The following is a 12,639-nucleotide window of genomic DNA, read 5'->3' as shown; positions in this document are numbered from 1 at the left end:
TAAACTCAAACGGCAAAAGTCGCGCTTCAGCATGACCTCACACCCTTCAAAGCCAACCACGATCCCAGGCAGGCTCTCCGTGCAGATGATCGACCAGATAATCCACCAATGCGCGCACTTTGATCGCCAGATGCCTGGCTGGAGGATAAACAGCGTAGATGCCCAGCGGCTTATCTTCGTAATCACGGAGCAATTGCTGTACACGGCCATCACGAATGGATGGCCCAGCGATGAATGTGGGCACATGCGCAATGCCCAGACCAGCTGCAGCAGCCTCCAGACAAGCTTCGCCGTTGGAAAACTGCAGACGTCCTGAGATGGCAGCTGACTGGATCTCACCATTCTGCGCAGGCTTGAATCGCCATATGAAAGGATCCCGGAAATTCGTATCGATAATACAGCTATGATCAGACAGGTCGCGCGGATGCGTGGGTAAGCCCTGCTCGCTAACATAGGAAGGCGCTGCAACCAACACCACACGCGCGTCGCAGAGCCGTCTCGCAATCAAACTGCTATCAAGCGGTTTGCCGATGCGAACACCGATATCGAAGCCCTCGTCCACCAGATTAACGATGCGATCTGAGAAACTAACGTCAATTTGTATATCGGGAAATGTTTTCGCAAACTCCAAGAGGATTGGGGTCAGCTGCAATGTCCCGAAAGACATGGGTGCCGTCAGCCTTATACGCCCGCTCGGCGCGCCGGATGCATTGCGAACAGACGCATCCAATGCATCAAAGTCCTGCACCAAACCCTTGATACGCTCATAATATGCGTAGCCGACCTCTGTCGGCGAAAGCGCTCGTGTTGTGCGCTTTATAAGCTGAACACCTAGCCCAGCTTCAAGCTTGGAAATGAGTTTCGACGCCTGCCCGCTGCTCGTGCCAAGCCTTTGAGCAGCAGCTGAAAAACTGCCCGTATCAAGGACCGCGACAAACATCCGCTCACTATCAAGGCGATCCATTGATTGTTTCCGTATTGGCTATTTTAACACTGCTTTTGTGCAAAATAGCCAAAATATGGAAATAATCAAAGCCGCTCGTCAGATTTGTACGCTTGCAATCCCCGGTAAATCTGGACCGACCGGAACAATGCCTGTGGGGTTTAACGCCTTGATCGAATAATATCCCCGCTTGATATGATCAATATTGACCGTTTCACGCACGCCCGGAATATTCAAAACGCGCAACAGCCAGCCACTCAGCGCCGGATAGTCCTTCAACTGCCGGAGATTGCATTTGAACAAGCCGTAATAGGCAGCATCAAAGCGTATGAGCGTCACAAACAGCCGAATATCCGTTTCCGTCAGGCTCTCGCCAAACAGGAATGGACCTTTTCCATCAAGCTTTTCCTCAAGCACAGCAAGCGCCTTAAATACGTCGCGGAAAGCTTCATCATAGGCGATCTGCGTAGTGGCAAATCCCGTGCGATAAACGCCGTTGTTGAGCCGAGGATAAATATACTCGTTCAACTCGTCGATTTCTGAGCGCAATGCTTCCAGATAAAAATCGAAATCCGCGCTGGCAAGATCGCCAAAACCTGAGTTGAGCATCCGAAGAATGTCAGCGGACTCGTTGTTGACGATGGTCTGTTTTTGCTTGTCCCACAGCACAGGCACTGTGGCGCGGCCCGTATAATGTGGATCTGCTTTGGTGTAGATCTCGTGCATATAAGTGGCGCCATTGAGAACATCACGATCAGCACCCGGATAGTCGCCAAATCGCCAGCCCTGATTGGTCAGAGCAGGTTCGACCACCGAGATCGAAATTGCATCTTCCAGCCCTTTGAGCTTACGGCCGATTAAGGTGCGCGATGCCCATGGGCAGATATAAGCGACATAAAGATGGTAGCGACCTGCTTCTGCCTTGAAGCCCGCCTCACCCGTCGGACCTGCGCTACCGTCGGGAGTTATCCAGTTTCGAAAGCCGGAAATCTGGCGCACAAAACCGCCTTTTTCATCTTTCGCTTGAACTGGCTGCCAGTCTTCTGTCCACTTACCATCTACAAGCATGGCACTTATCCTTGAAAATTTTCGTTAGAATTGCGGAGAGTTCCCTCCCCGCATATCCAGCAAATGGCGATGTCTGCTATTTAGGCAGATGCACCCGGCTTCACAGCATAGGCGCCATTGCCACCCAATGCCACGACGATAAGCCCTACGATCCAGAATGCTGGAAACTCCCAACCACCATTGGCGTTGGTGAAAAAGAAGCCAGCTGCACCGTGAACGGTGAAAATCGCACCGAGCAGGATTGGAATAAGAGCAACGGCTGCAATGCGCGGAAAGATGCCGATAATCAGCGCGATAGCGCCGACGACTTCCCAAAGAATGGTTACGTAGGCAAACCAGCCAGGCAGACCAAGCGATCCGAAAAATGCTGCGGTTCCTGCAGGTGTGAAGACGAAAATTTTCAAGCCAGCATGGGCTAGAAAGAGAATGCCGAGTGCCAGACGCAGAATGAAAATAGCATAAGGCGCAGTACGATTGTCGATCACGATAGACCTCATTTCCGATGATAAATGTTTGAGGCAGACCATGCCGAAAAGCGCCGATAATGATTAGATAGCCAACGCGAAATGAACTTCTTCCAAAATGGAAGAAATCAAAAAATCGCTTATTTTCTCGCATTGAGCCATCTTGCAGCTCACGTCAGATCGCATTAACAACAGCCTCATTCTTGCGGAGAATTTTTATGGCAGTTGGACGCCAATCTATGCCGCCGCTCAACGCGCTTGTCGTCTTCGACAGCGCTGCACGGCTTGGCAGCTTTTCGCGCGCGGGTCTGGAGCTCGGCCTCACCCAAAGCGCCGTCAGTCGTCAGATTGGCAAACTTGAAGCGTTCATCGGCTCCAAGCTGTTCAACCGCCTCCCCGTTGGCGTTCAGCTCACCACAATGGGTGAAAGCTACGCCTCAGATGTCAGCCGCCTGCTCGGCGATTTGACGGCAGTCACCGACGGCCTACGTGCCTGGACAGGCCCACGACAGATAACCATTGCCTGTTCGCGCGGCATTGCCGATCAGTGGTTCTTGTCGCGTGTTGGAATGCTGAAAGCGGAACTTCCCGGCATCGAAATCCGGCTGCGCGTGACCGACGATGTGGCGCATTTGCGCCTCGATGAATTTGATCTGGCGCTGTTCTATCGCAAGGAACGTCCGATTGGTGTGAATCTAACCGTGCTGGGGCGCGAAGAAGTTGTGCCGGTTTCTGCCCCCGGCGTGGCAAATATCATGGAGCAGGAAGCGCCGGTTCTGCTCTCAATCGAAGACACCATGCGCGAATGGCAAGGTTGGCCTGAATGGTGGCAGGATGCGCGGCTCTCCCCTTCTCCCGGCGCACTGGAATGGCGCTTGGGCGATTATGGCCTCTGTGTTGCAGCGGCCACGCAAGGAATCGGCATCACACTTGGCTGGACTTGGCTCATCAAAGAGCAGCTTGCAGCAGGCACGCTCGTACCCGTCCACGATCATATGATGCGATCAGACGCTTATTTCTATCTGATGCGGCCAGCCGACCGCCATCAGCGCAAGATTGTGCGTGAAGTGTCCGACTGGCTGATTGCAAGCAATGGAACGGACGCAATCACGTAAAGATGATGAGATTTATTCGGCAGGTATAACAGCTGCACGACGACGAGCCATCATACGGAACCGTACGTAACCAACGACAGTAAACACCAGCCAGGCCACCTGCGTGATGATGGAACCCAGATTGAAGTTCCACGAGAGCGAATAAATCAGCGCTACACCGCCAAGAATATTGAGCACGGTGATGATGGCATCGTCCACCGTGTAAATACGTAGCTGAATCAGGGCATAAGCAGAAAGATAGAAAACTGCACCCAACAAGCCAACAATATCCGGCAAACTCATTTTGATCTCCACGATCAGCAAAATTTCAATCGCAGAGGCAACTTTTTTTGTGGAAGAAGCGCCACCGCAGGTCTCTGTGGAATGCTCCTTTATCCCTGTTCCCACAAAAGCCAAGAGGTACATTTGGCATGGGGGTATGCATAAAAGTCATATCATAAAAACCGCTTATAACCCTTGAAAGTTACGAGGTGTGTGGGCTAGTCCAACCCGCAAAATCGATTTAGCTATGCATAAAATACAAGCTAAGACTTCAACAGGGGTAACGCATGACTGAGTACCGAAACGATTTTAACCTCTCCCGCCGCAGCTTCATGACAGGCGCCGCAGGTCTTGGCCTTCTCGCCGCTACTGGCATGAGCGGTCTGATCACCTCGGCAGCAGCCGCTGCAGCCGATGGCGCGCCAAAGAAGGGCGGCGTTCTCAAGCTCGGCATTGGCGGCGGCTCCACCACTGACAATTTCGACCCACGTCTTCTCAAGGATTGGGTTCCGGTTAATCAGGCTTACATGCTGATGAACGGCCTCGTCGAAATCGACGCCGACAACAAAGCCGTGCCTGAGCTGTTTGAAAGCTGGGAACCATCAGCCGACGCCAAGGAATGGACCTTCAAGGTTCGTCAGGGCGTAACCTTCCACAATGGCAAGACGCTTGACGCCGACGACGTCGTTTATTCGATCAATCTGCACCGCGGCGAAACCACATCCGGTGCGCGTTCGCTCGCATCTGAATTCACTGATGTCGTCAAGGTTGACGCTGGCACAGTCAAGATTACGCTGAACAGCGGCAATGCTGATCTGCCTTACATCCTGTCCGATTATCACTTCCTCGTCGTTCCTAAAGACTGGACCGATTTCAACAAGCCGGTTGGCACCGGACCTTTCGTTTTCGAGCGTTTCCAGCCGGGCGTGCGTTCGCGTTTCACGCGCAATGAAAGCTACTGGAAGCCAAATTCCGCATGGGTCGATGCGGTTGAAGTGATCGTCATCAATGACGTCTCTGCCCGTACCAACGCCATGATGTCCGGTCAGGTTCACGCTATCAACCAGCTCGACTTCAAGACGGTTGATCTGTTGAAGCGCAATCCGAACCTCAACATCGTTCAATCGTCTGGTGGCCAGCATTTCTCTTTCCTGATGGATTGCACGCAGGCGCCGTTTACCGACAACAACGTCCGCCTCGCCGTCAAGCACGCCATTGACCGCGAACAGCTGCTCAAGACCGCTTTGCGCGGCTATGGGCGTCTGGGCAATGACAACCCGATCCCAAGCACCGATCCGTTCTTCGATGCAGCACTGCCACAGCGCGCTTACGACCCGGAAAAGGCCAAGTTCTATCTGAAGCAGGCAGGCATGGATTCGCTGAAAATTCAGCTGTCCGCCTCGGATGCCGCCTTCACGGGCGCTGTCGATGCTGCAGCGATCTTCCGCACCGCCGCCGCCAAGTCGGGCATCGAGATCGACATCAAGCGTGAGCCAGCAGACGGATATTGGGACAATGTCTGGATGAAAGCGCCGTTCTGCATGTCTTATCGTGGCGGTCGCCCGACTGCCGATCAGGCTCTGTCGATCGCTTATGCATCCAACGCTTCACAAAACGATACGCATTGGAAGAGCGCTGATTTCGACTCCAAGCTGCTCGAAGCCCGTGCAATGCTCGATCAGGCCAAGCGCAAGGAAATCTACGCTGAACTGCAGGCCATGATCAGTAATGATGGCGGCGCGCTTATCCCAATGTTTGGCGACTATCTCGACGCCACCTCCAAGAAGCTCAAGGGCGTGACCACGCATCCGATGTTCAATCTGATGGGCGCTCGCCTTGCCGAAAAAGTCTGGCTGGAAGCATAAATGTTCGTTCTAATTCTCAAGCGTGTGGGGCTCGGGCTCCTCACGCTGTTCCTCGTGTCGGCGTTGATTTTCGCCGGCACGCAGATCCTGCCCGGTGACGTGGCGTCAGCCATTCTCGGCCAGAATGCCACGCCGGAAGCGCTTGCGACGCTGCGTGAAAGCCTTGGTCTCAATCAACCGGTCCTCGCACGCTATTTCGCGTGGCTTGCTGGTTTCGTGACTGGCGATCTTGGTACTTCGCTTGCCAACCAGCAGCCGGTGGCCGATCTTTTGTGGCCGCGTTTCTGGAATACGATGGCGCTTGCAGCCTTTGCAGCGGTCATCAGCGTTCCTATCGCTATTCTCCTTGGCCTTATCACTGCGGTGAAGCGCGGCGGCATTTTTGATCGTGTTATCAATATCGTAGCGCTGGCTTTTGTCTCTCTGCCTGAATATTTCCTAGGCCTGCTGCTGATCCTGTTTTTGTCGATCCGCTTTAATCTGCTGCCGAGCCTTGCCGACACCTATGAGGGCATGACGTTCCTCGAATGGGTGCAGGCCACTGCCCTGCCCGCGCTGACGCTGGTGCTCGTCACGGTTGCGCAGATGATGCGCATGACCCGTACCGCCGTTTTGTCGGTTATGGATCAGGCCTATGTCGAAACGGCATATCTCAAAGGTTTGCGCACCAAGCGCGTCGTGACCAAGCACGCTTTGCCAAATGCGGCGGCGCCTATCGTCAATGTGGTGGCGTTCAATATCGCTTACCTCATCACCGGCGTTGTGCTTGTCGAAGCCGTCTTCAACTATAACGGCCTTGGCCGCTTCATGGTTGATGCCGTTTCGAAGCGTGACCTTCCGCTCGTGCAAGCTGCGGCCCTCGTCTTCGGTGCGGCCTATGTCATTCTCAATATCATCGCCGATGTCGCTGCCATCGCGCTCAATCCGCGCCTGAGGCACCCACGATGAAGACAATGAAGAAATCTATTCCTTTGACGGCGTGGGTTGGCCTCGCCATCGTCACACTGTGCCTTTTGATGTTCCTGTTTGGCCCGTTGATCGCGCCTTATGGTCAGGAAGAAATCGTCGGTGCACCATTTGATCCGCCATCGGCACAGTTCTGGTTCGGCCTCGATCAGAATGGTCGCGACATGCTCTCGCGCCTGCTCTTTGGTGCGCAGATGTCGATTGGCGTTTCGCTGGCTGCATCGCTCTTGTCGTTCAGCGTCGGCGTGCCGCTCGGCTTCCTCGCTGCCATTTTCGGCGGCTGGGTCGATACGGTTCTCTCACGCATTGTCGATACCGTCATGTGCATTCCCGTGCTCATTTCGGCGCTCGTCATCCTTCAGGCGCTCGGCTCGTCGCTGCCGGTTCTGATCATCACCATCGCATTGCTCGATTCCACCCGCGTGTTCCGTTTGGCGCGTATCGTGGCGCAGGGCGTCAATGTGCTGGAATATGCCGAAACCGCCCGTCTTCGCGGCGAAGGTCTTGGCTGGCTGATCTGGCGTGAAATCCTGCCAAACACGCTGCCGCCGCTGATTGCGGAATTCGGCCTGCGTTTCTGTTTCACCTTCCTCTTCGTTGCTGGCCTGTCGTTCCTTGGCCTTGGCATCCAGCCGCCATTTGCGGACTGGGGCGGCATGGTGAAGGACAACCAGCAGGCTATTCTCTACGGCCTTTACGCACCGCTATTCCCGGCGGCTGCAATCGCCATCCTCACCGTTGGCGTCAACCTCGTCGTTGACTGGCTTTTGGCCGGACGCACGACCACGCAGGGAGCTGATCGATGAGCAAGGATATCGTTCTTTCAATCTCCGACCTCGTCGTCAAAGCACCCAATGATGCAACGCTTGTCGATCATGTCAATGTGACGCTGAAGCGTGGCGAAGTGCTGGGCCTCATCGGTGAATCCGGTGCTGGCAAGTCCACCATTGGACTTGCAGCAATGGGCTATGGCCGTGGCGGTTGTAGAATCGCTGAAGGCACCATCGTCGTTGACGATATTTCGTTGATGGACGGCACCCGCGAAACCCGTGAAAAGGCGCGCGGCGCACGCATCGCCTATGTGGCGCAAAGTGCGGCGGCGTCGTTTAATCCGGCGCATCGCATTGGCGATCAGATCATGGAAGGCCCGCTCTATCACGGCCTCATGACCAAGGCGGAAGCCAAGGCATGGATGCTGGAACTGCTGCACACATTGCAGCTTCCAGACGCTGACACCTTTGGCGATCGCTATCCGCATCAGGTTTCCGGTGGACAGTTGCAGCGTGCCATGGTTGCCATGGCCATGTCTTGTCGCCCTGATATTCTGGTGCTGGACGAGCCGACCACCGCACTTGATGTGACGACCCAGATCGAGGTACTGGCACTCTTGCGCAGCCTGATCCAGCGTTACAACACTGCCGCACTTTACATCACGCATGACCTTGCAGTGGTGGCGCAAATCGCCGACCGCATCATGGTTCTGCGTCATGGCAAGATGGTCGAGCTTGGCTCTGCCGAGCAAATTCTCGAAGCACCAAAGCAGGAATATACCCAGCGTCTGGTGTCTGAGCGTGAAGCCAGCATTTCAGGCGAACAGGCCGAACACAAGACCGGCGAAATCCTGCTCGAAGTGAAAAACGCGACGGCTTATTACGGCAAGAAACTTGTTCTGACCGATGTGGGTTGCTACATCCGTCGTGGCGAAACCCTTGCGGTCGTGGGTGAATCCGGTTCCGGCAAATCAACGCTTGCACGCATTATTGCAGGCCTTCCGCCGCATTCAAGCGGCATTATCACCCTTGCCGGACAGCGGCTCGAAGCGAACTACAAAAAACGTTCGCGCGAAGAACTGCGCCGCATTCAGCTTGTTTATCAGCTCCCTGACGTGGCATTGAACCCACGCCAGACCGTTGGTGAAATCATCGGTCGCCCGATGAAGTTCTATTTCGGCATGAATGAAGATCAGCGCGAGATCGAGGTCAAGCGCCTGCTTGAACTCATCGGCTTGCCTGTCGACTTTGCAGACCGCCTGCCGGGTGCCCTTTCGGGCGGGCAAAAACAGCGTGTGTGCATCGCCCGCGCGCTGGCAGCAAAGCCTGATCTCATCATCTGCGATGAAGTCACCTCGGCGCTCGACCCTCTGGTCGCTGAAGAAATTCTCAGGCTCCTGCGTAAATTGCAGGATGAATTGCAAGTGTCATATCTCTTCATCACCCACGACCTTGGCGTCGTACGTCGGCTCGCCGATCGCACCATGGTGATGCAGAAGGGCAAGGTGGTCGAAACCGGCACCACGAAGGCAATCTTCGAACCGCCTTATGAGCCCTATACGGAGCAGCTCATCACATCCGTTCCGGAGCTGCGCCGTGACTGGCTGGACGACATCCTCAAGGCTCGCGCCGCCGTCTAATACCAGTCGATCTGTCGATGCGGCGCTAATGCCGCATCGAAACTTTTAATAAGTAAGTGGAACCGATCATGACCGTAAACGTCACCGAGCATCTGTGGATCACTCTGAAGGATGGCACCCGTCTTGGTGCGCGCCTGTGGCTGCCTGAAGGCGCCGAGGAAAATCCCGTTCCTGCCGTGCTCGAATATATTCCATACCGCAAGCGCGACGGCACCCGCGGCCGCGATGAGCCAATGCATGGCTATTTCGCACAGAACGGCTATGCCGCGATCCGCGTTGATATGCGTGGCACGGGTGAATCCGACGGCCACATGGCTGACGAATATATCCAGCAGGAACAGGACGATGCGCTCGAAGTCATCGCCTGGATTGCGGCGCAGCCTTGGTGCAGCGGCAATGTCGGCATGATGGGCAAGAGCTGGGGTGGCTTCAATGGCCTTCAGGTCGCGGCCTGCCGTCCGCCAGCACTCAAGGCAATCATCACCGCCTATTCGACCGACGACCGTTTCCGCGACGACATCCACTACATGGGCGGTCTGCTGCTCAATGATAACCTGTGGTGGGGCACGATCATGCTCGCCTATCAGTCGCGTCCGCTTGATCCGGCGATTGTGGGCGCTAGCTGGCGCGATGCATGGATTGAACGTCTGGAGCGCCTGCCGTTCTTCCCTGCCCTCTGGCTCGAACATCAGCATTACGATGAATATTGGAAGCATGGCTCGGTCTGCGAAGATTGGTCTGCAATCCAGTGCCCGGTTCTCACAATCGGCGCATGGGCCGACAGCTACACCAATGCTGTTCCGCGCCTGCTCGAAAACCTGCAAGTCCCTGCCCGCGGCATTATCGGTCCTTGGGGCCATGTCTATCCGCAGGACGGTCTGCCGGGTCCGGCAATCGGCTTCCTGCAGGAAGCAGTGCGTTGGTGGGACCAGTGGCTCAAGGGCAAAGAGACCGGCATCATGGATGAGCCGAAGCTGCGCGCCTATATCTGCGATACGATCGAACCAACCGGGTCGCGCGACTTTACCAATGGCCGTTGGGTCGGTGAAAAGAACTGGCCTTCGACTGAAATCACACACACGCCTTTTGCGCTTGGTGCTGACTTCACCTTGGGCAAAGCCGATGCAGCCAAGGGCGTGCTTTCGATCTCGTCGCCAAACAGCCACGGCAAGGCCGGTGGCGAATGGATGGCGACTGGTTGCCCTGGCGAACACCCGACCGATCAGCGTCTTGACGATGGCGGCTCGCTCAACTTCGACACCCCTGTTCTAACCGACGATCTCGAAATTCTAGGCGCGCCGGTTGCACGTCTGAAATTCACCGTCGATCAGCCGGTTGCACAGGTTTCGCTGCGTCTCAGTGATATTCTGCCGGATGGCCGCATCACCCGCGTTAGCTATCAGGTCTTCAACCTCAACCACATCAACGGCCACGACAAGCCGGAAATGCTGGTGCCGGGCAAGACCTATGAAATCGCGATCAAGCTCAACGATAGCGGCTACAGCTTCAAAAAGGGTCATCGCATCCGTCTTTCGGTTGCAACCGGCTACTGGCCGATGGTCTGGCCATCGCCAAAGCGCGTGAGGTTGACGCTCGATACCGCTTCGTCGGTTCTTGATCTGCCAGTGCGCCCAGCCTCTGCCGATGACGCGAAGGTCGTCTTCCAGAAGCCAGCGCATGGCCCGGCAACGCCAATGACCCAGCTTGATCCGGGCAGCGTGCGCCGCTGGACCGAGCAGGATCACGTCACCGGCGAAACGCTTTATGTGACGGAAGGCATCGGCGGTCTGTTCGGCGAAGGCATTTTGCGCTTTGACGATCTCGGCACACAGCTAAGCCACAGCCTCAAGCGTGAACTGCGTATCAATGACAATGATCCGCTATCGGCGTCTTATGTGCTGACACAGGCCTACCAGATGGGCCGCGAAGGCTGGATGATCGACATCGAAAGCACCACCAAGATGCATTCTGATGCCGAAAACTTCTACATTTCCGGTGTTCTGACGGCAAAGGAAAATGGCGAAGCGGTCAAGACCCGCGAATGGAACCAGACCATCCCACGCAATCATCTCTAATCTATACGACCCAATAAAAAATACCCCCGCGTCTAACGCGGGGGTATTTTTATGTATAAATTTCAGTCGTTAAGCAAAACGGCGGAATATAAATCCCGCCGTTTTCTCCTTATGCAATCAGTGCGAAGCTTGATTGCGGACCTTGGCAACGTCAGCAGCAGATACTGCACCAGCCTTGTTGCCCCAAGCCGAGCGAACAAAGGTTGCGAGCTGTGCAACTTCATCATCCGTCAGACGATCAGCATAGCCCTGCATCACCAGACGCATAGGACGCTTCTCGGTCGAAGGCACTTCTGCACCGTGCAGAATGATCGAGACCAACGGCTTCACTTCCGAACCCGTGACCAGATCATTAGCTGCCAGTTCCGGGAAGATGCCAGGAGCACCCTTACCCGTCACAAAGTGACATGCAGCGCAGTTATCGAGGTAAAGACGTGCGCCGACTGGCATGTTCGGAGATGCTTCAGTCAGCATCTTTGCAGTTTCTTCACCTGCGGCATCTGCCGGAGCGGCTGGAAGTGCCGTCGGTGCCTTGACCGCAAAGCTCTCAGGAACTTCGACAGCTGCGCCATCGATCCCCTTGAGGAAGGCAGCAATCGCCAGAGTATCGGCATCCGTCAGGTGCTGAAACGACTGCTCGACTGCCAGACCCATTTCGCCGTTTGCGGTCGAATGTGAATTACGACCGGTTGCGAGATAGGAAGCCATTTCCTCAATGGACCACTTCTGAGGTGCCGACTGTGGGCCACGCAACGAAGGTGCATTCCAGCCATCGACGACACCGCCCGTAAGGAAGGCCTTGTCGCCAACCTGAACACCGTCCTGCGCCATCAGAGCATTGCGCGGGCTGTGACAGGCAGCACAGTGGGCTGCACCTTCAACCAGATACTGGCCACGTTCCTGAACTTCGTTCTTACCGGCGGGCGTAAAGCCAGCCTTGTGGTTCAAAGCGAGCCAGTTCCATGCGCGGATACCAAAGCGCATGTTGAACGGGAAGCCAAGTTCGGTCTGCTGCACTTCGTTCTTTACCGGCTCTACTTCATGCATGAAGTAGTCGTAAAGCGCACGGACATCTTCCTCGTTCAGCTTACGATAGTTTTCGTAAGGCATGGCGGGATAAAGATGCACGCCATCGGCACGAATGCCATCATAGAGCGCTGCGCGGAACTGATCGAGTGTCCAGTTGCCGATGCCGGTTTCCTTGTCCGGAGTGATGTTTGTCGTCCAGATCGTGCCCATCGGGCTCGCAATCGCACGGCCACCGGCAAACGACTTGCCGCCTTCTGCCGTATGACAAGCCATACAGTCGGAAGCATACATCACATATTCGCCCTGCCCCTTTGCAGGCTTCCAATCAGCAGCAAGCTCTTGTGTTGGCTTGGTCAGCTGTACCGGAACAAACAGGAATGCGAGAAACGCGATAATTCCAAGAACGACCAGAACGCCGATAATGCGAAGAAAAGTTTTCATCA

At 55.3% G+C, this 12,639-nt stretch carries 11 protein-coding genes; 6 read left to right on the top strand and 5 right to left on the bottom strand.

From position 1 onward, the window contains the following. Positions 1 to 46: 46 nt before the first annotated feature. The 3 genes from CEV34_RS11045 to CEV34_RS11035 form a co-directional block, all read right to left on the bottom strand. A complete protein-coding gene (locus CEV34_RS11045) occupies positions 47 to 964 on the bottom strand; it encodes a LysR family transcriptional regulator (protein ID WP_007879108.1) in 918 nt (305 codons plus the stop codon). Positions 965 to 1,042: 78 nt separating this feature from the next. Then, positions 1,043 to 2,011: a glutathione S-transferase family protein gene (locus CEV34_RS11040; protein WP_007879106.1), complete on the bottom strand. Its 969-nt coding sequence runs from the start codon at positions 2,009 to 2,011 to the stop codon at positions 1,043 to 1,045. Between the two features lie 80 nt (positions 2,012 to 2,091). Next, positions 2,092 to 2,496 (bottom strand): DoxX family protein, encoded by a 405-nt coding sequence (locus CEV34_RS11035; RefSeq protein WP_007879092.1) that lies wholly within the window; start codon positions 2,494 to 2,496, stop codon positions 2,092 to 2,094. Between the two features lie 197 nt (positions 2,497 to 2,693). Between CEV34_RS11035 and CEV34_RS11030 the strand changes: the two genes are divergently transcribed. Then, the gene (locus tag CEV34_RS11030; RefSeq protein WP_007879090.1) at positions 2,694 to 3,590 is read left to right on the top strand and encodes a LysR substrate-binding domain-containing protein; all 897 of its coding nucleotides are present in this window, start codon (positions 2,694 to 2,696) and stop codon (positions 3,588 to 3,590) included. A 12-nt stretch (positions 3,591 to 3,602) separates the two neighbouring features. Here CEV34_RS11030 and CEV34_RS11025 read toward each other — a convergent pair whose 3' ends face one another. Further along, entirely contained in the window at positions 3,603 to 3,872 is a 270-nt protein-coding gene (locus tag CEV34_RS11025) for a CBU_0592 family membrane protein (RefSeq protein WP_039860778.1), read from the bottom strand. Positions 3,873 to 4,138: 266 nt separating this feature from the next. On the opposite strand from CEV34_RS11025, the gene CEV34_RS11020 reads away from it, so the two are divergent. From CEV34_RS11020 to CEV34_RS11000, 5 genes are all read left to right on the top strand, one after another. After that, the gene (locus CEV34_RS11020) at positions 4,139 to 5,716 is read left to right on the top strand and encodes an ABC transporter substrate-binding protein (RefSeq protein WP_039860762.1); all 1,578 of its coding nucleotides are present in this window, start codon (positions 4,139 to 4,141) and stop codon (positions 5,714 to 5,716) included. Continuing rightward, on the top strand, positions 5,717 to 6,664 hold the full coding sequence (locus tag CEV34_RS11015) for an ABC transporter permease (RefSeq protein WP_007879087.1): 948 nt from the start codon (positions 5,717 to 5,719) through the stop codon (positions 6,662 to 6,664). Between the two features lie 5 nt (positions 6,665 to 6,669). Next, complete coding sequence (locus CEV34_RS11010) at positions 6,670 to 7,488, top strand: ABC transporter permease (protein WP_374891833.1); 819 nt, start codon at positions 6,670 to 6,672, stop codon at positions 7,486 to 7,488. Beyond that, the gene (locus CEV34_RS11005) at positions 7,485 to 9,092 is read left to right on the top strand and encodes an ABC transporter ATP-binding protein (protein ID WP_007879084.1); all 1,608 of its coding nucleotides are present in this window, start codon (positions 7,485 to 7,487) and stop codon (positions 9,090 to 9,092) included. The genes CEV34_RS11010 and CEV34_RS11005 overlap by 4 nt, the downstream gene beginning before the upstream one ends. Before the next feature lie 68 nt (positions 9,093 to 9,160). Next, entirely contained in the window at positions 9,161 to 11,167 is a 2,007-nt protein-coding gene (locus CEV34_RS11000; RefSeq protein WP_007879083.1) for a CocE/NonD family hydrolase, read from the top strand. A gap of 117 nt (positions 11,168 to 11,284) precedes the next feature. On the opposite strand, the gene CEV34_RS10995 is transcribed toward CEV34_RS11000, so the two are convergent. After that, complete coding sequence (locus CEV34_RS10995; protein WP_007879082.1) at positions 11,285 to 12,637, bottom strand: cytochrome c; 1,353 nt, start codon at positions 12,635 to 12,637, stop codon at positions 11,285 to 11,287. Positions 12,638 to 12,639 lie beyond the last annotated feature (2 nt).

Origin of the sequence: Brucella pseudogrignonensis (genome assembly GCF_002252525.1) — a bacterium.
Classification (GTDB): domain Bacteria; phylum Pseudomonadota; class Alphaproteobacteria; order Rhizobiales; family Rhizobiaceae; genus Brucella; species Brucella pseudogrignonensis.
This window is presented reverse-complemented; position numbering and strand designations above follow the sequence as displayed.